Here is a 22,037-nt window from a genome sequence, read left to right on the forward strand (position 1 = left end):
ACCACTCAAGCCGGCCTGTAGGCCGCTGTGCTCTTGCTTTTGATCTTGATCTGGCTCTGACTGCCCCAATAAGCCCGAGGCCGAACGCAGGGATTGAGGAGCGGGTAAACCGGCAGGACGCCGGTTTAGCCGCGACGGGGCAGGGACGCCCCGTCGCGGCGGCCCGCGGAGCAATGCCGGAGTGAGGGAACACCGAGCCTAGGCGAGGTGCCGACAGGCGGGGCAGAGCCCTTTGCTTACTTTGGGGCTTTTCCAAAGTGAGTCGCTGTAAGAGCGAAACCATAAGCCGCCGTTACCTAAATAACGGATATACCCCCAACCAAACGCAAAAAAAAACGGCCTCATCTGAAGGCCGTTTTTCATTACATCTCAACGCTTAGGTGCGCATCCCACGCCCACTCACCAGCAACCGCGCGCAGCCCACATACAGCACCACAGTCGCCACCAGCATAAACGTGATCGCCACACTGATCTTGATATCCGACACGCCCAAGATGCCATAGCGAAACGCGTTAACCATGTGCAACACAGGGTTGGCCAACGACACCGTCTGCCAGAACGGCGGCAGCAAGGTGATCGAATAAAACACCCCACCCAGATACGTCAGCGGCGTGAGCACAAACGTCGGAATAATCGAAATATCATCAAAGTTACGCGCAAACACCGCGTTGATGAACCCCAGCAACGAAAAGATCGTCGCCGTCAGCACCACCACCAGCAAGGTGATCCCGAGGTGATGCACCTGCAGGTGGGTAAAGAACAACGACAGCAGCGTCACGATCACCCCGACCATCAACCCGCGCAGCACACCACCCAGGGTGTAGCCGATCAGAATCGTATGGGGCGACACCGGCGACACCATCAATTCCTCGATGGAACGCTGGAACTTGCTGCCAAAAAAACTCGACACCACGTTGCCGTAGGAGTTGGTGATCACCGACATCATGATCAACCCCGGCACGATGTATTCCATATAGGTGAAACCACCCATATCACCAATCTGCCGACCAATCAGGTTGCCGAAAATGACAAAGTACAAAACCATGGTGATCGCCGGCGGCAGCAGGGTTTGCGGCCAGATCCGGGTAAAGCGCTTCACTTCGCGGTAGACGATAGTCTGCAGCGCGACGAGGTTGGGTTGCAGTTCCGAACTCATACCGCCACCTTCGCCAGATTTTTCTCCACCAGGGACACGAACAACTCCTCAAGGCGATTGGTTTTGTTACGCAGGCTCAGCACTTCGATGTTCTGGGTGGCCAGTTGGCCGAACAACGCGGTGATGCCCACGGCTTTGTCTACCTGTACTTCCAGGGTGTGGCTGTCCACCAGGCGGTTCGGGTAACCGATCAACTGCGGTGGCACGGACATGTTGTTCTTCAGGTCGAGCAGGAAGGTCTCGACGTGCAACTGGCTCAGCAAGTTACGCATGCTGGTGTTTTCGACGATGGTGCCGTGGTCGATGATGCCGATGTTGCGGCACAGCTGCTCAGCCTCTTCCAGGTAGTGCGTGGTGAGGATGATGGTGATGCCTTTCTGGTTCAGCTCGGTGAGGAACGTCCACATCGAGCGACGCAGCTCGATGTCCACACCCGCCGTGGGTTCGTCGAGGATCAGCAGGCGCGGTTCGTGAACCAGGGCACGGGCGATCATCAGGCGGCGCTTCATGCCGCCGGACAGGGAACGTGAAGGCACGTCGCGCTTGTCCCACAGACCCAGCTGGGTGAGGTATTGCTCGGCGCGTTCCTTGGCGATCTTCGGCGGGATGCCGTAGTAACCGGCCTGGGTCACGACGATGTCGAAGGTCTTTTCAAACTGGTTGAAGTTGAACTCCTGGGGCACCACGCCGATGCTGCGCTTGAGCGCCGCCGGGGATTTGTCCAGGTCGTTGCCAAAGATATTCACCGTACCGGTGGTCTTGTTGACCAGCGTCGAGAGAATGCCGATGGTGGTGGATTTGCCGGCGCCGTTGGGGCCGAGCAAGGCGAAGAAATCACCTTCGGCGACGTCCAGATCGATACCACTCAGGGCCTGGAAACCGTTGCCGTAGGTTTTGGTTAGCTGCCGGATGGACAGAGCGGAACTCATATCGGATTACGCACCAAAGAAGAGGAATAGAATTGTTACATGAGGGCAGACCGCACGGAATACAACGGCTGCGCGTGACAAGCATGGTGCTTGTCCGCGCCGCACAAGTACAGTCACCCGTATTAATAGTGGGTATCAGGTCAACGCGGTCATGACCGATTTCTGATACGCCGGGCGCGCACGCAGGCGCTGGTACCAGGCCTCAAGGTTAGGCATCGACGGGCGTTCGATGGGCATTTCGAACCAGGCATAAATGAAGCTGCCCAAGGGGATATCGCCCATGCCGATCTCGCTGCCGGACAGGTAAGGTTGCACGGCCAAGGCCTGATCCACCGTCTGCAAGACATCGATGCAGGCCTGGCGACCGGCATTGATGGTGTCCCAGTTCTGCTTTTCAGCCGGGGTTCGCAGCACGCCCCAGAACACGGTCTTGAACGGTTCGGCCAGGGTCGAGGTGGTCCAGTCCATCCACTTTTCGGCATTGGCCCGGGCTTGCAGGTCGCTGGGGTACCAATTCGAATCCGGCGCATGTTTGGCGGCCAGATAACGCACGATGGTGTTGGATTCCCACAGCACAAAGTCGCCATCTTCAATCATCGGCACCCGGCCGTTGGGGTTCAGTGCGCGGTATTGCGGCGTGTCGACCACACCAAAAGCCCCGCCCGCATCAATTGCCTCATAGTCCAGGCCGAGTTCCTCGGCGCACCACAGTGCCTTCCTGACATTTGACGAATTTTTACGACCCCAGATTTTCAGCATGACCGCCCCGATTTTGAAAAAGATGGTTGGATGAATGCCGGGGCAGCATACGCCGGATCACGCCCGGCTTAAATCACTCTGCATGTCCCCCAACAGGATCGGCATCTGCTCGCCAAACAGGTGCGGGTAACATTTCTGAATGTGGGCGAAGAAGAATTCCTCGGGTACCTCGGCAAATTGTCCATGGTCCACCACATATTCCATGGAGCGCTGGCCCTTGCGGTTGAAGGCGTGGAAAACGCTGTCGTGGATGCCGTCGAAATCCAGCGGCGGCACATCGAACAGTTCGCACAGTTGCTGGTTGAATGCGGGCGTAGCCTTCACCCAACGGCCGTCCAGATACAGCTCGGTATAGCCATGCATGGCAAATACGTCACTTCTGAGCAGCTCGATCAAACGCGGCGTGGACAGGTGGTTGCGCACGTCGGCCAGACCGATGCGCGCCGGGATCCCGCAGTGCCTTGCACACGCCGCCAACAGCGTCGCCTTGGGCACGCAATAACTCTCGCCGGCGGCCAATGCAAAACTGCCGCTGAGGGTTTGCGGGTCGCGGCTGAAGGTGTAGGGGTTGTAGCGCACCGCCTCGCGCACGGCGTAGTAAAGACTGACTGCCTGGTCACGGGGCGCGGTACTCGAACCGCGATGTTTTTCGGCGAACTCCACCACCGCAGGGTGGTCACTATCGATGAAGCGGCCGGGATTCAAGTACGCATTCATGAGGTTAATCTCCGAGGCAAGCCTGGAGTCTAACCACAGGCCTGACCCAGGGATAACGACGATTCGGCCAAATGTCGGCGCCTGGTGGTGATCTTCCCCGGCACACCACGTAACACCCTCGTCACCCTGCTTTTTCGGATGCCGACTAAGCTCAGAGGTGATTTCGCACCTGGTTTCACGGAGGATTGAATATGCTGTTGTTGTGGATACTGGTTCTGGTGGTCGGCGTTGCCTACCTGGCACACCGGCGCACTGCGCCCCTGCCCGCCATTGGCGTGGTGGCCGTCTACCTGCTGGCGATGGGCGCCTTCAGCCACGCACCAGGCTGGTTGCTGCTGATCTTCTGGGTGCTGATCGCCCTGGTGGCCGCCCCGCTGCTGCTGCCCGACCTGCGCCGCAAGTACTTCACCGCGCCGCTGTTCAACTGGTTCCAGAAAGTCCTGCCGCCGATGTCCGAGACCGAGCGCGACGCCATCGACGCCGGCACCGTGTGGTGGGACGGCGAGCTGTTCAGCGGCCGCCCCGACTGGGACAAGCTGCTGGCCTATCCCAAAGCGCAATTGACCGAAGAAGAACAAGCCTTCATCGATGGCCCCACGGAAGAACTGTGCGCCATGGTCACCGACTGGGAAATCGGCCAGGCCATGGACCTGCCGCCCGCCGCCTGGGAACACATCAAGCAGCATGGCTTTTTCGCCCTGATCATCCCCAAGGAGTTCGGCGGCAAGGGTTTCTCCGCCTACGCCCACTCCCAGGTCGCAATGAAACTGGCGACCCGCAGCGGCGACCTCGCCTCCACCGTCATGGTGCCCAACTCCCTGGGCCCCGCCGAATTGCTGCTGCATTACGGCACCGATGAACAACGCAACCATTACTTGCCCCGCCTGGCCCGTGGCGACGATATCCCGTGCTTTGCCCTGACTGGCCCGCTGGCGGGCTCCGATGCGGGTTCCATGCCCGACACCGGGGTGATCTGCAAAGGCGAATGGGAAGGCAAGGAAACCCTTGGCCTGCGCCTGAACTGGGAAAAACGCTACATCACCCTCGGCCCGGTAGCGACCTTGCTCGGCCTGGCGTTCAAGGCCCATGACCCGGACCACCTGCTGGGCGACGAAGAAGACCTCGGCATCAGCCTCGCGCTGATCCCCACCGACACCCCGGGCGTTGAAATCGGCCGCCGCCACCTGCCATTGGGCGCCGCGTTCATGAACGGCCCCAACTCCGGCAAGGACGTGTTCATTCCCCTGGACTTCCTGATCGGTGGCCAGGAGATGCTCGGCAAGGGCTGGATGATGTTGATGAACTGCCTGTCGGTAGGCCGTTCGATTTCCCTGCCTGCCGTCGGCACCGGCGCGGCCAAGTTCACCAGCCTGGTGACGGGCCAATACGCCCAGGTGCGCGAGCAGTTCAACGTACCGCTTTCGGCCTTCGAAGGTATCCAGGAAGCCCTCGCCCGCATCGGCGGTAACGCGTGGCTGATGGACAGCGCGCGGATGCTCACCGCCAACGCGGTCGACATGGGGGAAAAACCCTCGGTGTTGTCGGCGATCCTCAAGTACCACCTGACCGAACGCGGTCGCGAGTGCATCAGCCATGCGATGGATGTGCACGGCGGCAAGGGCATCATCATGGGCCCCAACAATTACCTGGGCCGCAGCTGGCAAGGCGCGCCGATCTTCATCACCGTGGAGGGCGCGAATATCCTCTCGCGCAACCTGATGATCTTCGGCCAGGGCGCGATTCGCTGCCACCCGTTCGTGCTCAAGGAAATGGCCCTGGCCGGTCGTGAGGACCATGACCAGGCACTGAAGGAATTCGACGGCCTGCTGCTGCAACACATCGGCTTTGCCGTGAGCAACGCTGCCAGCACCCTGGTGCTGAACCTCGGTTTCGGTCACTTCGAGAAGGCCCCGGGCAACCGCTTGAGCCAGGGCTACTTCCGCGCACTCAACCGCCAGGCCGCTGCGTTTGCGATGCTGGCGGACCTGAGCATGATGCTGCTGGGCGGCGAGTTGAAACGTCGCGAACGCCTGTCGGCACGCCTTGGTGATGTGCTGAGCCACATGTACCTGGCGTCGGCTGCGCTCAAGCGTTATCACGACCTGGATTCGCCAGACCACCTGGAACCACTGTTCGCCTGGGCCATGGAAGAGAGCCTTGGCCACTCCGAGCGTGCACTGGATGAACTGCTGACCAACTTCCCGAGCAAGGTGCTGGGTTGTCTGTTGCGGGTGATCGTGTTCCCGTTCGGCCGCCGTCATAAAGGCCCGTCCGATGCACTGGATGCCGAGGTGGCCGCAGTGCTCGGTCGCGCCAAGGGTGACCCGACACTGGAAGCGGTGCTGGCGGGCTGCTATCGCCCACAGTCCGCAGAAGATCCGGTGGGCGCCCTGCAACACGCCTACGACCTGTTGGCCGACAGCCATCCGTTGCAGAAAAAACTCCACGAAGGCCTCAAGAGCGGCCAGGTCAAACCGACTGCTGGCGAACACGCCATCGACGCCGCGCTGCATGCCGGCGTGCTGCAACCGGCCGAGGCGCAGACCCTGCGTGACGCTGAAGCGGCGCGACGCAAGGTGATCGACGTGGATGATTTCAGCAAGGAAGAGCTGAGCCAGGCAGAGGGAAAAGTCCGCTAATCCCAGCGGTCATATAAAAACGGGCAGAGTGCCCTGCCTCACAAATACTGATCCCTTTTGACGGCGTCTGTTGTCGTCATGCTGCGTTGCCGCTCCTCGCCATAGCACGCTATGACTCGTCGCGGCGCCTTGCCTGACAACAACAGCCACTCGTCAAAAGGAATCGTATTTGTGAGGCAAGGCACCGAGCTATATACTCTCGCGCCCGTTTTGCTCTTGAGGACTTATCTCGTGTCCAATGTCGTTGCCGATCATCTCGTCTTGCTCGACCACCTGCGCAGCATCCTGGTTGCCGTCGGCGAAGCCGAACAGGTTCCCGAGGAAAGCCACCTTCTGTTCCTGGAGCGCTTCGATGAACTGCGCGCCCTGCTGCCGATCGACCCGATCGAAAGCCAGTACCTGGGCCAGGACATGATGAGCCAGGTCATCCTGCGCTACCCGCAAATTGCTCACCTGGTGCCGCGCGACCTGCTGTGGTTCTTCGGTGGCGACTGCCTGCACTTCATGCCCGACGACGAACTGGACCTGTACCAGGCCCTGGAAGAGCGTCGCTTCGAAGCTGAACAGAACGACGAACCGTTCGACTGGAACCAGGAAAAGCAGTTGTTGGCCATGTCCAACGACCAGCCAAAGCACTGATCTGTAATGTGCTGAGGGGCTTACTGTGGTGAGCGGGCTTGCCCCGCGCTGGGCTGCGAAGCAGCCCCCATCAAGATCACATCATTCTTTCAGACAGATCGAGGCGGCAGGCTTTAGGGCCGCTTCGCAGCCCAGCGCGGGGCAAGCCCGCTCACCACAAAAACCGCCTCATCACAAAAAGCCGCCTCGGCACCTACCGCTTATGCAGCGTCGGCTCTTTAGCCATGCACTCCACCAGATAATCAATAAACACCCGCAACTTCGGCGGCAAATACCGCGTCGGTGAATGCAGCAACCACGCATCCCCGTGGTACGACGCAATAAAATCCCACCCCGGCAAAACCTGCACCACGTCCCCCGCTTCCAGCGCATGCCGCGCCGTGAAATACGGCAAGCTACCCATTCCCACATGCTGCAATACGGCATCCAGCCGCACCCCGGTGTGATTGGCTGCATAGCGCCCGCGCACGCCCACCGTCACCGCCTTGCTGCCCTGACGAAATTTCCAGCGCGCATCTCCGGGCGTCTCCCCCAGGTAGATACAACTGTGCTCCAGCAAATCATGGGGATGCTCTGGCGTACCGTGCTCGGCCAGGTACTGCGGCGTGGCGCAGACCAAGTGGTCGATAGGCAGCAGTTGGCGCCCCACCAAGCCCGGCGGCGGGCTGTCGGTGATGCGGATGCTCAGGTCGACATTGTCATCAATCAGGTCCACATGCCGGTCCTCAAGGATCAATTGCACATCGACCTTGGGATAACGCCGCAGAAACTCCGGCATATGCGGGTGCACCACAAAACGCCCCACCGCCTTGGGCACGCTGACCCGCACCAACCCTTCGGCCTCGTGGGTGTATTGCCCGCTGATTTCCATCACGGAGCGCGCAGCACTGACCATTTCCTGGCAGCGCTTGAACACTTCCTCCCCACCTTCGCTGAGGCGCAATTTGCGCGTGGTGCGTTGCAGCAGGCGCGTCGCCAGGGCCTTTTCCAGGCGCGAGATGCTGCGGCTCACGGAGGACGGCGATGCCCCCAGCTGCCGCGCGGCTTCGGAGAAGCTGCCGGTTTCCACCACCTTGACGAAAATCGCCATTTCGCCCAGCAGCGGCAAGGGAAGATTGATGCTCATGACGCACAAGTCCATTGAGATTTGAACGGATTATCACCCATTGGCGCACTTCTTATACTGCCCGATAGAAACCCTGATGCGGATGTAAATGATGACCCAGCGCCTGTTCTTTACCCATGACCACCTGAATACCGAACTTGAAGTGCTGGGATGCACACCCTTTGATGACCAGTTTGCGGTGATCCTGCAGTCCACGATCTTCCATCCCCAAGGTGGCGGCCAGCCATCCGACACCGGCTGGCTGGGGAAAGCCAGGTATTGAAAGTGGTGCAGGAAGGCGATCGTGTCGTGCACTACGTCGACCGCCCCGTGGCAATCGGCCCCATACCGGCACGCGTCGATGAAGAGCGCCGCACCCTGCACACGCGCCTGCATTCGGCCGGGCATCTGATCGGCAATGCCGGCGAAACCCTGGGCTGGATGCCGATCAAGGCCCATCACTGGCCGGGCGAAGGCAAGATCACGTTTATTCGCGGTACCTCGGCTCAAGCGATGGACGCCGAGGCGATTCAACAGAAAGTTGATCAGTGGATCGCGGCCAACCTGCCACGCCATATGACACTGGATGAAGGCACCCGGGAAGTGGGTTTTGGCGAGCTGCCGGCCTATGCCTGCGGCGGGACGCATGTGCAGGCGTTGGGGGACGTGGGCCAGGTGAAGATCCTGGCCCTGTCCGAGAAAAAGGGGCGCTGTCGGTGCGCTACAGCCTGGACTGACTAAACCGCAATCGCCCCCGCCCTGCCCGGCTCCACCACAAATGACGTGAGGGTCGAGACACTGGCATGTGGATCCCGGGGATCGGAAATCACCCGGAAGTTCGTCAGCATATTCGTCTCCTCGAGTGCCACCGACACGTAGCCGCGCTGGCGGCTGTCGAAGAACTTAACATGAGGGTTCAGCGGCAAAATTGAGTTGAAGGCCTCAAACGGCGGCCCGTCGGAGGTCACCGACGTGCCGACGAACTCGGTGGCGATAACCCGTGAGTCGGGGTTATTGGCATCGGCGTGCAGGTCGGTGGTCCAGAATGAGTGAATATCGCCGCCCCAGAACACCGGGTTACTCACGCGCCGGCGCTCGATAGACGCCAGCACCCGCTCGCGGGTTGCGATATAGCCATCCCAGCCATCCGTCCAATGGCCCATTGCCTGGCTCTGGGGGTCACGCTGAATCAGCGGCGCCACCAGCAGGTCCTGGGCGATCACGTTCCACTGTGCCCGGGACTGCGCAAACCCTTGGTCCAGCCACGCCTCTTGCTCCCAGCCAAGCATCGTGCGCCGGGGATTGCGCAGGTCAATGCAGCTGTCATCCGCGATATGTCCCTTGCGACTCCCGTTCGCCGAAATACACGGCTGCTCGGAGCGATACTGCCGGCCGTCCAGCACGTGGAAACGTGCCAACCGCCCGTAGTCCAGGCGCCGATATACACGCATGTCCGGCCCTCGCGGCAGGCTGCTCGTCCGCAGCGGCATATGTTCATAGAACGCCTGGTAGGCCGCCGCCCGCTGTTTGAGAAACGCCGCCACGGAGACCTTCGGGTCCTGGGACCACTGGCTGGCGTAGTCGTTTTGCACTTCATGGTCGTCCCAGGTCGCCACGCTGGGCGCCGCGGCATGCAGCGCCTGCAAATCCGGATCGGTCTTGTAGAGGGCGTAGCGGTTGCGGTAATCCGCAAGGTTCAGCGCATTGCCGCTGCCGTGGGAGCGAATGACCTTGCCGGAATCAGCCGCGTAGGAACTGTCGTAGATGTAGTCACCGAGGAAAAACACCAGGTCCGGCTGCTCGGCGGCCAAATGCCGATAGGCGCTGAAGTAGCCGCGCTCCCAATGGGAACAGGAGACAAAACCCAACCGGGCCGACGCCATGGCATGCACCGCTGGCGCCGTGCGCGACTGGCCTACCGGGCTTTGCGCGCCGAGGCCTTCAAACTGGTACCAGTAAGGCCGGCCTGCTTCCAACCCGGCGACTTCCACATGCACCGAGTGGGCGAAACGCTCGCTGGCCATGACCTCACCCCGGCGCACGATCCGCGTCATCGCCGCATCACTGGCCACCTTCCAGCGCACCGGCACCGCGCGGCCCAATCCACCACGGCCGTCTGCGGCATTGAACAAGGGCGCGAGGCGCGTCCAGATTACGAAACCGTCCGGCAATGGATCGCCGGAAGCCACACCCAAGGTGAAGGGATAGTCGATACCCGCACTGCGGGCGAACGGGCTGAGGATCGAAAACGCCGTGGCAACCGCCAGGCCGCCTAGGACCCGACGGCGACCTGGATCTGGCAGATGACTCATAGCGGGTACTCGCGGGAGTCGAGCGGGTTCTGCCAATCCTTGCGCACTACGCCGAACAGCGACAGGTCTTCGTAAACCCCATTCTTGAGAAAGGCGCCTGGCTGGCAGCCCTCGTAACGCAAGCCGATTTTCTCCATCACCCGGGCCGACGCTCTATTACGGGTAAAACACTGCCCTCCGATACGGTGCAGCGCCAATTCGCTGAAGCCAAAGTGCATCAGCCCACAGGCAGCTTCGGCAGCGTAGCCACGGTCACGGCAATCCGCCGCCACCCATCCACCCAGCAGCCCACTGTGATGATTGGCAGACAGGCGAATGCTGACCATCCCCACCAACCCCTCGGTTTCCCGCAAGTGAATGCCGAGGCCCAGCGCCGTCCCCGAACGATACTTTTCTTCAAGTTCACCGATAAAAGCGTGGGCCACTTCAAGGGTATAGGGCGACGGGATGGTCGCGGTGTTTTCGGCAATCAGCGGCCCGTTGGCCAGGGTGCAAAGCACCTCGGCCTGGTCCTTGTGTAACGCTTTCAACACCAGTCGCGGGGTGGATAAAAAAGGCAGCGCAACGCTCATGACAGAGGGCTCTGGAAATAAATTCTCCCAGAATGTACGCGCTCCGTGTCAGTTTCATTACGTACATAAATAATCCGCATGTCCGCTTGGGAGTGCCGTAATAGAGCCTTAAAAGCTTAAATTAATGTTAACCATTCGGTCATTTTTCGTTGCTAGCGTGTCGCCCCTAATCAACAACGGGGTAGCGGCATGAGAACTTGGGATGAACCCAAAAAGCGCAAGGCACACATCGAACTGATCCCGATGATCGACGTGATGATGTTTCTTTTGGTGTTTTTGTACTGGTGAGTTTGAACGTGATTCCTGCCCTGGGCATGAAGACACAACTGCCGAGCGCCAGCAGTTCGCAGCAGCTCAAGCCACAAAATAAATTCATCTTGACCCTGGGCCTGGAAGGTCAGCTGCAGCTCGACGGCAAGGAGATCACCGTCGACGCGTTGGTGCCTGCGCTCAAGTCGGCAGAGAAGCCTGATACCAAGTCGACCATCATCGTCAACAGCGACAAAGGCGTGGAAGTGGCCCGCCTGGTTGAAGTCATGGACACCCTGCGCCTGGGTGGCTTTACCTCCGTCTCCATCGCCACGAAAAAGTCCTGATCATGTATGCCTTGTTTCGTGCGCGTCGGCTGCTGGGCAGTGTCCCGGCCCTGATCGCCCTGGTGCTGATTGCACTGGGTATCCAGTCCCAACCCCTGAAAATCCAGCCGCAGTACGACGAGTCGGCGGTTGAACTCGCCCTGGTCGAGCCCGAGCCGGAAGTGGTCCCCGAGCCCGTGGTTGAAGAACCTCCGCCGCCGGTAATCGAAGACGAAGAGGCCGAGCCAGCCCCGCCGCCTCCACCGCCCAAGCCGGTGCCAAAACCACTCCCAAAACCTGAGCCCAAGCCAAAACCCGTGCCCAAGCCGGTGGCCGCCAAGCCCACACCAACGCCTGCGCCAGCCCCGGTCGCCGCCAAGCCTGTGCAAGCCGCTCCTGCCCCTGCACCGGCACCCGCCGCGCCACCAGCGCCGCCAAAAGTCGATGGCCAGGCACTGGAAGGCGGTTACCTCAAGGGTTTGCGCAACGAGCTGGACACGTACAAGCAATACCCCACCGGGCGCCAGGCGTCCCTCGAACGCCCGAGTGGCGAGGTGGTGGTCTGGTTAATGGTGGACCGCCAAGGCCGCGTCCTCGACTCCGGGATCCAGACCCCGGCGCCGAGCATGCTGCTCAACCGGGCCGCCACCAACAGCCTGCGCCGTATCAAGCAGGTGAAACCGTTCCCCGAACAAGCCTTCGGTGGACGTAACGAGCAGCGCTTCACCGCCACCTTCAACTACAGCGTGCAATAAGCACACACCACCAGGACGACAGTGATGAAGTTCACCCGGATTCATCTGGCACTCGTTGCCGCGACGAGCATGACCCATGGAGTGGTCATGGCAGACACCAGCGACAGTGACGTCGGGACCATTGGGGTACAGGGCAAGGCAACCGCGGGGGGCGGTTACATGGTCCAGGAAGAGAGCGCGAAGGGCCGCTCGACCATCACCAAGGAAGCGTTGGACAAACAGACCGCCACCGGCAACGCGATCGACAAGCTCAAGTACACCCCGGGCCTGAACATCTCCAGTGAAGACAACACCGGCCTCTCGGGTTTCCGCTTCACCATGCGCGGCATGAACTCCGACCAGGTGGGCATGTCGGTGGACGGCATGCCGATCAACGACTCCGGCAACTACGCGCTGTACTCCAACCTGTTGGGCGACCCGGAAAACATCGACCAGATCTTCGTAACCCAAGGCTCGTCGGAAGCCGACGGCCCGCACATCGGTTCCAGCGGCGGCAACATCGGCATCGTGACCATTCGCCCCACCAAGGAAACCGGTGCCTTCGTCAAGCAAGTGGTCGGCAGCAACGCCACCCGCAAGACCTTTGCCCGCCTCAACACCGGTGAAGTCAACGGCCTGAGTAACTGGCTGTCGGCCTCCCACACGGAAGGCCAGATGTGGCGCGGCTCGGGTGCCGTGCGTGCCGACAAGGTGGAGTGGAACAGCTTCTTCGACGCCGGCAACGGCAACACCGCCAACCTGATCCTCAAGTACCACGAGCAGGACAACAACAGTTACAGCCAGTTGACCAAGGCCCAGTTCCAGCAGTACGGCCGCAAGTACGACCCGTACCCGGCGACACCGGCAGTGGGTGCCAACGGCAAGGTCAGCAGCTACTACGACCTGGCACAGAACCCGTTCCAGACCTTCACCGCCGTGCTCAACACCCAGTACAAGCTGAGCGACAACCTGTCCCTCTCGGTGATCCCGTATTACTACTACGGTAACGGCAGCGGCGTGGGCTCCTCCGCCTATGCGCTGAACAGTGGCTCGAACAAAGGCGGCGTTTTCGACCTCGGCAACCTGCCGACGCAGGCCCAATACAACGCCGACGGCTCCTCGACCACCGGCGTCTACTACCGCCCTTCGCGCACCCAGACCTGGCGCCCGGGCATCACCACCAAGCTGAACTGGGACCTGGGCGACCACAGCCTGCAATTCGGCTACTGGTACGAACGCGCCCGCCAAAGCCAGACCCAGCCGTTCATTGCCCTCAAGAACAATGGCAAGCCGAGCGACACCTGGCCGGACGGCAACTCCGTGGTCGACGCCAACGGCAACACCGTGCAGGGTCGCGACCGCTACACCGTCACCCCGGCGCAAAAAGTCTGGACCCAGGACACCTGGTACATCAACTCGGACTGGACGCTGATTGCCGGTATCGCCTACATGAACGTCGAGCGTGACGGCACCAACCACGGCAGCCTCACCGAACAACCGGGCAAGGCCAGCCAGACCTACAACAAATTACTGCCCAACGCCGGCCTGAAATACCAGCTCGACGAGCGTGACCAGTTGTTCTACAGCCTGTCGCGCAACATGCGTATTCCGCAAAACTACGTGCTGTACGACAAAGGCGTCGGCTCCCTCGACTCCAAGCCGGAACTCAGCTGGAACCAGGAACTGGGCTGGCGCTACACCGGCGAAGACAGCACCCTCGCCGCCACGCTGTTCTACATGCAGTTCAAGAATCGCCAGCTCACCTCCCTGGACAGCAACGGTGATTCCGCCGATATCAACGCCGGCACCGTCATCAACAAAGGCCTGGAGCTGGAGTGGAGCGGCAAGCTGCCGCACAACTTCAACTACTACACCTCCTACACCTACACCAGTTCCAAGCAGCAGGATGACCTGACCGTCTACAGCGCCGGCAAGCCGATCGTATTGCCCACCAGCGGCAAGCAGTTCGCCAACGTGCCGACCAACATGCTCGCAGCGAACATCGGGTATGACGACGGGCGCTTCTACGGCACTTTCGGCGGCAAGTTCACCAGCAAGCTCTACGGCGACCTGACCAACGACGAAGCCATCTCCGCCCGCACGATTTTCAACCTCGGCGCCGGTATCTACCTGCCGGTGGACAAAAAAGTGGTCAAGGACGCAACCCTGCGCCTGAACGTCGACAACCTGTTCGACAAGAAGTACCTGGACGGCGTGTACACCACCAAGACCAACTCGGCGAGCTACAGCGGTTTCCGCGATGGCGACCCGGCTTACATCGTTGGCCTGGACCGTACCGTCACGGTTTCCCTGGAAGCGAATTTCTGATTAATCACCTGAGAGGAAAACACTCATGGACATGAACCTGCTTCACCAAATTACCTTTTATGTGATGTACGCCGCGCTGGCGATTGCGATCTTTATCACCATCGAACGGGGCATCTACTTCGCCTACGTGCGTCGCCAGGCCCGCGCGCTGACTGAAGTGCTCGGCGCCAACGTGCACAGCGAACGCGACCTGCCGGAAAACCTGACCCGCCGCGACAGCCTGCCGCTGAGCATGGTGCTGCCGATCCTCGCGCAGAAGGCTTCCCATGGTTCGCGCAAAGACCTGGACGACGAAATCGAAACCCAGTACCTCAAGACCCGCGCGCCGCTGTCCCGCAGCCTGTGGATCATCGAAACCATCACCACCGCTGCACCGCTGCTTGGCCTGCTGGGCACCATCCTCGGCATCATCGACACCTTCAAGGCGCTGGCCAGTGCCGGCGTGTCCGACCCGGGCCAGATTTCCGGTGGTATCGGTACGGCCTTGTTCGCCACCGGCCTGGGTATTGCCATCGCCCTGTTCTGCGTGGTGTTCCACAACTTCTTCCAGGACAGCCTGGAACGCATCAACGACCAGCTGAAAATCCTGCTGATCCGCGCCGCAACCGGTGCCCGCGTACAAGGTGAAGTGCCGCACCTGGTGCCGACCCCACTGCATAGCCGCACTGCGTGACCTTTCAGGGCGGGCGCCGTTTGCGCCCGCCCTTCCTTTTTGCCCGATGAGACGCCTATGTCCATATCGCTGAAGCTACGTATCGCCGGCCTCGCAGGCCTGCTCCTCAGTCCGCTTGCCCAGGCGGACTTTTCAATTCCGGGGTTTGAGTTGGTGCACACCGTGCCGGTGGACACACAATTGGGAACGGCGGACCTGCGCCAACCCGGCCCCGTGTGGATCGGGCTGTTCGACGGCGCGAAAAGTCGCATCGACATCGGCCAGTTTTACGCGGCGGACCATCCTGGCTCGGTGATGGACACGGTGATTGAACACCTGGAGGCCGCCGGCAAACGCGGGGTGAAAATTCGCTTCCTGCTGGAAGAAAAAGGCGTGCGGCTGTCGGAAGCTTCCACCCTGGAACGCCTGAAAGCCATTCCCAACCTGACCTTCCGCATCCTGCCCTACGGCAAGCTGAGCGGCGGGATCATCCACGCCAAATACATGGCGGTGGACGGCAAGCAGGCGTTTATCGGCAGCCAGAACTTCGACTGGCGCTCGCTGGAGCATATCCACGAAACCGGGCTGCTGATCAGTGATGCCAACGTCGTCGCCCAGACCCAGGCGATCTTTGACCAGGATTGGCAGGCCCAGGCGGCGCTGACCGATAACAAACCCGTCGCCTTGCCCGCCGCAGGGGCTCTACCTGCGCGCACCGGCAACTATCTGGTAGCCAGTCCCCAGCGTTACAACCCGCCTGGCGTGGGCGATTCACAACTGGAACTGCCGCGCCTGCTCGGCGAGGCGAAAAAGGAAGTGCGGGTGCAACTGCTGGACTACGCGCCCCTGTCCTACGGGCCCGACAGAACCCGGCCTTACTATGCGGTGATCGACAACGCGTTGCGTGCAGCGGCGGCGCGCGGGGTGTCGATCAAGTTGATGGTGTCCAACTGGAACACCGAAGCGCTGGAATTGCCGTACCTGAAAAGCCTGGCAGTGCTGCCGAATGTCGAGGTCAAGATCGTCACCCTGCCCGAGGCCAAGCAAGGGTTCATTCCTTATGCGCGGGTGATTCACAGCAAGACCATGGAGATTGACGGGCAAGTGGCGTGGGTGGGCACCAGTAACTGGCTGGGGGGTTATTTCGATAACTCGCGCAATCTGGAAGTGGTGATGCGCAGTGAAGCAATGGCCAAGCGCGTGGGAGATTTACACGAACAGCTGTGGGATGGGCCGTATGCCAAAGCGCTGGAAGTGACAAGCGAGTACCCGCAGCCGCATCCGGGCAAACCTTGAACCCTTGCCCGCAAACGGCATGACTTTGCGGGCAATGTCACATTGCCAGATATGAATGTTGCACTTTTCCGCCGTTACGCTGACCAACACTGCATATTCGCCGATCAATACTCAGGGATGGAGAGCAGGGAATGAACAACACACGCAATGGACTGTGCGGTGCCGCGCTGGCTTGGGCGGCCCTCGGGCTCGGCGGCTGCGCCAACTCGATGACCACCACCGGTGAACCGGGGGTGAAGATGGGCGACAGCTATGAGCACGTGCTTGCCGTGGTCAGCCGCAACAATACGGTGACCAGGCAAGTCGACGGGAAGGGATTCCGGGCCGAGGGGTATTCGGCGATGTTCAAGGATTGCCGCTCCAAGTACTTCATCTTCCAGGGCGCCGACGGCCTGCAACAAGTGCGCTTTGAACCGGCGCCGCAGTTGTCGCCCAGCCAGAACTGCCGCCCGTCATGAGGGCGTTACGGGTTGCCCCCGCCCTGCTCCTGATACTGCTCACCGGCTGTGGCCAGGTGTATAACGTCCGCTCCCTCAACACCGCTTATACCGCGCCGCCGTCCGCCGAGACGGCGCGCTTGCGCATTATCAGTGACGGCATGGTGCGCGCGGTGCCCGGACGTGATTGCCTGGACTGGAATGTGCCGGGCGCCGGCGTGATGGTGTCCGCCAAATCCGGCTTCGCCGATCGCAATGGCGCAAGCCTGGGTATGCCGGGGCCGATTTATACGTGGGACGGTGCAGTGTCGTCCGAACTGGTGATCCCGGCAAACACGCCCATCGCCTTTCATTACCTTGGGTTACCGAACGTTGGGCGGCAATGTTTCAACACCATGACCTTTATCCCCAAGCCCGGCATGGATTACATGGTGCGCGCATCCCTGTCCCGCAGTTGTGCGTTCGAGCTGGCGGAACTGCCGAAGGGTGCCGAACGATGGAGTCCGATTGAACCGACGCCGTCGGGAAGGCTGTCGATGTGCCACGCGATGGATAACTTCTAGGGATTCAGGTGCGACGTGGGTCGAGGCGTTGCGCCCCGACCCATAAAAAATCCACAAACAAAAACGCCGATCATTGCTGATCGGCGTTTTCGTTAAATATGGAGCGGGAAACGAGACTCGAACTCGCGACCCCGACCTTGGCAAGGTCGTGCTCTACCAACTGAGCTATTCCCGCAAATGGCGTCCCCTAGGGGACTCGAACCCCTGTTACCGCCGTGAAAGGGCGGTGTCCTAGGCCACTAGACGAAGGGGACACGCTACTGAAACACATGGTGTGTATTTCAGTGCCCAGAGATTAAATCCGAAGATTACGCCCTGGTTTCACTCAGTGCCGCCCGAGAGCAACACTGCTTAAATTTGGAGCGGGAAACGAGACTCGAACTCGCGACCCCGACCTTGGCAAGGTCGTGCTCTACCAACTGAGCTATTCCCGCATATGGCGTCCCCTAGGGGACTCGAACCCCTGTTACCGCCGTGAAAGGGCGGTGTCCTAGGCCACTAGACGAAGGGGACACACGTACAACATTCACTCCCTACCGCGTTTCGCTGTGTGCTTTACGCTGTAAGTGGCGCGCATTCTATGGATGGATTGGGAGGTCGTCAACCCCCAAGGATAAATTTATTTAAATCAATGACTTCGCCGTGGTTTACGGGGGTTGCAAGGGTTTCTCGCCGTCCAGGCTTTGACGCCTATATTCTGGCGTTCGACAAGGCGCTATAGTTCGCCACAGCAAATGATGGCAATGTGCATCTACGCAGGGACTGCCCAGCTATATAGAAGAAACTACTGACGCAACTGGTCGCTCAGTCCTATCCGGCCAGTGCCCCAGTCACTACACTTCAACGCAAACCCTATAAAGAGGTCACACCGGTGACACCACTCATGATCACCCTGCTGGTAATAGCCGGGATCGTAATACTGATCGCCATTGGCTACATGAACCACGTGGTGGAAAACAATAAGCTGGAAAAGAACCGGACCCGGATCGAACTCAATGACCGGCTGCGTCGCTGCGGTGAAATCACCGAGACGTTCCCAGGCCAGCTGATGACGCCGCGACTCAAGTTGCTGCTGACCCGCCTGGAGCTCAACGTCAACCAGCGCCTGCTGAACCTCGACAGGTCCAACGCCGCCCTCAAGGCACGTATCACCGAACTCAACGCGCTGGTGGCCCAGGGCGAATCGATCCCGGTGAACAACCCGCCGGCCCCGATCCAGACCGAAGCCAAGGCCAAGGATGTGCGCTTCCTGCTGGAAGCCTTGCATGGCCAGGTGACCCGCGCGGCCCAGGACGGTTTCCTGCCGACCAATGAAGCCAAGCACTGGATCAAGGAAATCCGCCATATCCTGGTGCTGCTGCACATCGAGTTCTTCAACAACCTGGGCCAGCACGCGCTGCAACAGGGCCAGCCGGGCCAGGCACGCCTGGCGTTCGAGCGCGGCGTGCAATACCTGCGCAAGCAGCCGGAGCCGGTGGTGTATAGCCAGCAACTGCAACTGCTGGAGAAACAACTCGCGCGCGCAAACTCCATGGTGCTGACCAACATCCAGCCGGCTGAAGACGAGGTCAATGAATTGACCGAAGGCCTGAAAGTGGTCGATGCAGATGCGGACTGGAAAAAGAAAGTCATCTACGACTGATCCCCTGCCAGTGTGGTGAGCGGGGCAAGCCCACTCACCACATGCCATCACTCTGCACCTATCCCCCGCCCCATGAATAGCGTAAAAAAGGCCCCCTCTCTCCGTTAACGAAAAGGGCTTTGCCATGCCTGTCGCGCTTATCGATGGACAACCGCTGCACTACCTCGACCAGGGCACCGGCCCGGCCGTTCTCCTCGGTTCCAGCTATCTGTGGGACAGCCAGATGTGGGCACCGCAGATCGAAGCCCTTTCGCAACAGTACCGGGTGATCGTCCCCGAGTTATGGGGCCACGGCGAGTCCGGCCCGCTGCCTGCAAACACCGCATCCCTGGACGACCTCGCGCGCCAGAACCTGGCCCTGCTGGATCATCTGGACATCGCCCAGGTCAACCTCGTGGGTTTGTCGGTCGGCGGCATGTGGGGCGCACGCCTGGCGCTGCTCGCACCCGAGCGGGTCAACAGCCTGGCGCTGATGGACACGCACCTGGGCGCCGAGCCGGAAGCCACTCGCCAGTACTATTTTTCGCTGTTCAAGATGATCGAAGACGCCGGCGCCATTCCGGAACCGCTGCTGGATGTGGTTGCACCGATCTTCTTCCGCCCCGGCATCGACCGGGAATCGGCCCTGTATCAGGACTTTCGCAACACACTGAAAGCCTTCCCCAAAGAGCGCCTGCTGCAAAGCATCGTGCCCCTGGGCCGGATTATCTTCAGCCGCGCGGATGTGCTGGAACAGCTTTCGCGCCTCGACGCCGACACCACCCTGGTGATGTGCGGGGAGCAAGACAAGCCACGCCCACCGGCCGAGTCAGAAGAAATGGCGGCCTTGATCGGCTGCACACTGACGTTGATCCCGGACGCCGGGCATATCTCCAGCCGGGAAAACCCGGACTTCGTCAATGAAGCCCTGCTGACCTTCCTCGCCAACCACGCCTGACCTCCCTGCCCTTTGATCACCGCAGGCGCGCGGTGGTCAAAGGCGGAAGTGCCCGACCATCCCTTTAAGCTCCGTGCCCAACTGCGCCAGCTCAATGCTCGACGCCGCATTGCCCTGCATGCTCAACGCCGATTGATCGGCACTCGCACGGATGCTGGTGACGCTGCGATTGATTTCCTCGGCCACCGAGCTTTGCTCTTCCGCCGCCGCGGCAATCTGCTGGTTCATCTGCTGGATCAACGACACCGCTGCCGCAATGCTGCCCAGGGCGCTTTCCGTTTCCAGGGCATCACTGACCGCCAGCTTGACCAGCTCGCCGCTCTGTTTGATCTGCTGCACCGAAGACTGCGCCGCGCTGCGCAGGGTGCTGACCAGCCGCTCGATTTCCTCGGTGGATTGCTGGGTACGCTTGGCCAGCGCCCGTACCTCATCGGCCACCACCGCAAAACCACGGCCCTGCTCACCCGCCCGCGCCGCCTCGATGGCCGCATTCAGGGCCAGCAGGTTGGTTTGCTCGGCCACGCTTTTGATCACCTCGAGCACGGTGCCGATATTCTGGATTTCCGCACTCAGGCTTTCGATGCTGGTACTGGCAGAGGCGGCCGAACTGGCCAGCAACTCGATACGCTGCAAACTCTGGCGCACCACCTGCTGGCCGCTGTCGACTTTGTCATCCGCCGTCTGCGCAGCCTGGGCCGCTTCCTCGGCGTTGCGCGCCACATCGTGCACGGTGGCGGTCATCTGGTTCATCGCCGTCGCAACCTGCTCGGTCTCTTCCTTCTGATTGCTGACCTCGACGTTGGTCTGCTCGGTCACGCTGGACAGCAAATGAGCGGAACTGGCCAGTTGTTCGATACCCGCCTGCAACCCGCTGACCATGCTGCTCAGGCCACCGCTCATTTGCTGCATCGCAAGCATCAACTGCCCCATTTCATCCCGACGGCTGACCTCCATGCGACCACTGAGGTCACCGGCAGCAATCTGCTGGGCTACTGCAATCACGCTGCGCAGCGGGGCGACGATCAACCGGGTAATGATCCATGCGGCAATCAGCCCGACCAGCAAGGCCAGGGCTGAAGAGCCAATGATCAGCAGCGCGCTTTTCTTCAACTGCGCCTGCATCGACAGGTCTTCTGCGTCATACGCCTGGTTGACCCGGGTCACCACCTCGGCGGCACGCTCGTGCAACTGCTTGTAGACCACCTTTTCCTGGGCCAGCAGGCCGGTGTACTCGCCGAGTTTTTCGCTGAAGGCCGCGATATGCCCTGACACTTCGTTCAACACGGTTTGATAGCCGGGGTCCTTGACCGTGGTTTTCAGCTGTTCAACCTGAGTCAGGGCCTGGTCAGCCTGCTCGATCTTGCCTTGCTCGGCGTTCTCGTCGTCGCCCTTGCGGCTTTGATCCAGGCGCACGTGCGCTTCGTTCATGGCTTGCAGCATCAGGCGCGAGACCTGGCTGACCTGCCCGGCCTGCTCGATAAATTCCGCGCCTTCCTTGCCCTGGCTTTCCTTGAGGCCATAGGCGCCGTCGTCCGCCAGGCCGGCCTGCAACACATCGAGGTTGTTGGCCACACTGGAGACCGACCAACTGGCCATTTCCAACGCCAGGTCCTTGGTCTGGGTCAGTTCGACAAACCCGTCGAACGCCTTGCGATAGGCCGCCAGCGCCTGCTCGACATCATTCATCACCGGGACATTGGCGGGCGACTGGCCCTTGAGAATCACCGCCTGGGCGGCCAACGCGTCGACGCTTTCGTGCAAGGCGTCTACCGACTTGGGGTCAGCATGCAGCGCGTAGTCCTGCTCGATCAGGCGCACCTTGAGCAGGCCGCTGTTGAGCGCAGACATGGCTTTAAGGCCCTCGAAACGCTGGCCGACGGTTTGCAGCGACCACACGCCAATCGCGGCCACGAGCGCCGTCAACAGCAACACCAAGGCAAAGCCCAAGCCCAGTTTCTTTGCCATACCGAGGTTGGCAAAACGTCGTTGCGCGGCAGAAATCATTGCACTTGAGTCCTCTTGCAATGGCGAATGCCATCAAGCCC

18 protein-coding genes, 4 tRNA genes and 3 pseudogenes are annotated in these 22,037 nt (G+C 60.7%); 12 read left to right on the top strand and 13 right to left on the bottom strand.

Going from position 1 to position 22,037, the window contains the following annotated elements; all coding sequences use genetic code 11:
* Positions 1 to 376 precede the first annotated feature (376 nt).
* The 4 genes from JFV30_RS19510 to JFV30_RS19525 form a co-directional block, all read right to left on the bottom strand.
* Complete coding sequence (locus JFV30_RS19510; RefSeq protein ID WP_003217229.1) at positions 377 to 1,156, bottom strand: ABC transporter permease; 780 nt, start codon at positions 1,154 to 1,156, stop codon at positions 377 to 379.
* On the bottom strand, positions 1,153 to 2,085 hold the full coding sequence (locus JFV30_RS19515) for an ABC transporter ATP-binding protein (protein WP_010166381.1): 933 nt from the start codon (positions 2,083 to 2,085) through the stop codon (positions 1,153 to 1,155). Before JFV30_RS19515 ends, JFV30_RS19510 begins: the two co-directional genes overlap by 4 nt.
* A gap of 135 nt (positions 2,086 to 2,220) precedes the next feature.
* Positions 2,221 to 2,844 carry a glutathione S-transferase family protein gene (locus JFV30_RS19520; RefSeq protein WP_201124968.1) on the bottom strand — a complete coding sequence of 208 codons (624 nt, stop codon included), beginning with the start codon at positions 2,842 to 2,844 and terminating at the stop codon, positions 2,221 to 2,223.
* A gap of 57 nt (positions 2,845 to 2,901) precedes the next feature.
* Positions 2,902 to 3,561 carry a transglutaminase-like domain-containing protein gene (locus JFV30_RS19525; protein ID WP_201124969.1) on the bottom strand — a complete coding sequence of 220 codons (660 nt, stop codon included), beginning with the start codon at positions 3,559 to 3,561 and terminating at the stop codon, positions 2,902 to 2,904.
* 191 nt (positions 3,562 to 3,752) lie between these two features.
* On the opposite strand from JFV30_RS19525, the gene JFV30_RS19530 reads away from it, so the two are divergent.
* Together JFV30_RS19530 and JFV30_RS19535 are read left to right on the top strand one after the other, a co-directional pair.
* Positions 3,753 to 6,200, top strand: a complete 2,448-nt coding sequence (locus JFV30_RS19530) for an acyl-CoA dehydrogenase (RefSeq protein WP_201124970.1) — start codon at positions 3,753 to 3,755, stop codon at positions 6,198 to 6,200.
* A gap of 231 nt (positions 6,201 to 6,431) precedes the next feature.
* On the top strand, positions 6,432 to 6,839 hold the full coding sequence (locus tag JFV30_RS19535) for a PA2817 family protein (protein WP_003217220.1): 408 nt from the start codon (positions 6,432 to 6,434) through the stop codon (positions 6,837 to 6,839).
* A 193-nt stretch (positions 6,840 to 7,032) separates the two neighbouring features.
* Here the strand turns inward: JFV30_RS19535 and JFV30_RS19540 are convergent, their stop codons facing one another.
* Positions 7,033 to 7,965, bottom strand: a complete 933-nt coding sequence (locus JFV30_RS19540) for a LysR family transcriptional regulator (RefSeq protein ID WP_010166367.1) — start codon at positions 7,963 to 7,965, stop codon at positions 7,033 to 7,035.
* A gap of 91 nt (positions 7,966 to 8,056) precedes the next feature.
* Between JFV30_RS19540 and JFV30_RS19545 the strand changes: the two are divergent.
* Positions 8,057 to 8,681: pseudogene (locus JFV30_RS19545) on the top strand (alanyl-tRNA editing protein).
* Here the strand turns inward: JFV30_RS19545 and JFV30_RS19550 are convergent.
* Together JFV30_RS19550 and JFV30_RS19555 are read right to left on the bottom strand one after the other, a co-directional pair.
* Positions 8,682 to 10,256, bottom strand: coding sequence for an alkaline phosphatase D family protein (locus JFV30_RS19550; RefSeq protein ID WP_201124971.1), 1,575 nt, complete (start codon positions 10,254 to 10,256; stop codon positions 8,682 to 8,684).
* Positions 10,253 to 10,828, bottom strand: coding sequence for a GNAT family N-acetyltransferase (locus tag JFV30_RS19555; protein WP_201124972.1), 576 nt, complete (start codon positions 10,826 to 10,828; stop codon positions 10,253 to 10,255). The genes JFV30_RS19550 and JFV30_RS19555 overlap by 4 nt, the downstream gene beginning before the upstream one ends.
* 189 nt (positions 10,829 to 11,017) lie before the next feature.
* On the opposite strand from JFV30_RS19555, the pseudogene JFV30_RS19560 reads away from it, so the two are divergent.
* From JFV30_RS19560 to JFV30_RS19590, 7 genes and pseudogenes are all read left to right on the top strand, one after another.
* Positions 11,018 to 11,424: pseudogene (locus JFV30_RS19560) on the top strand (ExbD/TolR family protein).
* 2 nt (positions 11,425 to 11,426) lie between these two features.
* Positions 11,427 to 12,158, top strand: a complete 732-nt coding sequence (locus JFV30_RS19565) for an energy transducer TonB family protein (RefSeq protein ID WP_201124973.1) — start codon at positions 11,427 to 11,429, stop codon at positions 12,156 to 12,158.
* A gap of 24 nt (positions 12,159 to 12,182) precedes the next feature.
* Positions 12,183 to 14,465 carry a TonB-dependent receptor gene (locus JFV30_RS19570; RefSeq protein ID WP_010166358.1) on the top strand — a complete coding sequence of 761 codons (2,283 nt, stop codon included), beginning with the start codon at positions 12,183 to 12,185 and terminating at the stop codon, positions 14,463 to 14,465.
* 25 nt (positions 14,466 to 14,490) lie between these two features.
* The gene (locus JFV30_RS19575; RefSeq protein ID WP_010166356.1) at positions 14,491 to 15,138 is read left to right on the top strand and encodes a MotA/TolQ/ExbB proton channel family protein; all 648 of its coding nucleotides are present in this window, start codon (positions 14,491 to 14,493) and stop codon (positions 15,136 to 15,138) included.
* A gap of 57 nt (positions 15,139 to 15,195) precedes the next feature.
* Complete coding sequence (locus tag JFV30_RS19580; RefSeq protein ID WP_201124974.1) at positions 15,196 to 16,413, top strand: phospholipase D-like domain-containing protein; 1,218 nt, start codon at positions 15,196 to 15,198, stop codon at positions 16,411 to 16,413.
* 131 nt (positions 16,414 to 16,544) lie between these two features.
* Entirely contained in the window at positions 16,545 to 16,871 is a 327-nt protein-coding gene (locus tag JFV30_RS19585; RefSeq protein ID WP_201124975.1) for a hypothetical protein, read from the top strand.
* Positions 16,868 to 17,413: a hypothetical protein gene (locus tag JFV30_RS19590; protein ID WP_169385901.1), complete on the top strand. Its 546-nt coding sequence runs from the start codon at positions 16,868 to 16,870 to the stop codon at positions 17,411 to 17,413. The genes JFV30_RS19585 and JFV30_RS19590 overlap by 4 nt, the downstream gene beginning before the upstream one ends.
* Positions 17,414 to 17,512: 99 nt before the next feature.
* Here JFV30_RS19590 and JFV30_RS19595 read toward each other — a convergent pair.
* The 4 genes from JFV30_RS19595 to JFV30_RS19610 all read right to left on the bottom strand — a co-directional run bounded on the left by JFV30_RS19595 (position 17,513) and on the right by JFV30_RS19610 (position 17,926).
* A tRNA-Gly gene (locus JFV30_RS19595) sits at positions 17,513 to 17,588 on the bottom strand.
* A 3-nt stretch (positions 17,589 to 17,591) separates the two neighbouring features.
* Positions 17,592 to 17,667: transfer RNA gene (locus tag JFV30_RS19600), tRNA-Glu, on the bottom strand.
* 104 nt (positions 17,668 to 17,771) lie between these two features.
* Positions 17,772 to 17,847, bottom strand: a tRNA-Gly gene (locus JFV30_RS19605).
* A gap of 3 nt (positions 17,848 to 17,850) precedes the next feature.
* Positions 17,851 to 17,926 (bottom strand) — tRNA-Glu (locus tag JFV30_RS19610).
* Between the two features lie 358 nt (positions 17,927 to 18,284).
* Here JFV30_RS19610 and JFV30_RS19615 point away from each other — a divergent pair.
* Both JFV30_RS19615 and JFV30_RS19620 read left to right on the top strand, forming a co-directional pair.
* Complete coding sequence (locus tag JFV30_RS19615; protein WP_010166348.1) at positions 18,285 to 19,055, top strand: hypothetical protein; 771 nt, start codon at positions 18,285 to 18,287, stop codon at positions 19,053 to 19,055.
* A gap of 124 nt (positions 19,056 to 19,179) precedes the next feature.
* Positions 19,180 to 19,992 carry an alpha/beta fold hydrolase gene (locus tag JFV30_RS19620; protein ID WP_169385903.1) on the top strand — a complete coding sequence of 271 codons (813 nt, stop codon included), beginning with the start codon at positions 19,180 to 19,182 and terminating at the stop codon, positions 19,990 to 19,992.
* Positions 19,993 to 20,028: 36 nt separating this feature from the next.
* Here the strand turns inward: JFV30_RS19620 and JFV30_RS33690 are convergent, their stop codons facing one another.
* Both JFV30_RS33690 and JFV30_RS33695 read right to left on the bottom strand, forming a co-directional pair.
* Positions 20,029 to 20,910: a methyl-accepting chemotaxis protein gene (locus JFV30_RS33690; RefSeq protein WP_446739877.1), complete on the bottom strand. Its 882-nt coding sequence runs from the start codon at positions 20,908 to 20,910 to the stop codon at positions 20,029 to 20,031.
* Positions 20,890 to 21,996: pseudogene (locus tag JFV30_RS33695) on the bottom strand (HAMP domain-containing protein); the annotation flags it as partial. The gene JFV30_RS33690 and the pseudogene JFV30_RS33695, both read right to left, overlap by 21 nt.
* Between the last annotated feature and the right edge of the window lie 41 nt (positions 21,997 to 22,037).

This window comes from Pseudomonas sp. TH32 (assembly GCF_016650855.1).
In the GTDB taxonomy this organism is placed as follows: Bacteria; Pseudomonadota; Gammaproteobacteria; order Pseudomonadales; family Pseudomonadaceae; genus Aquipseudomonas.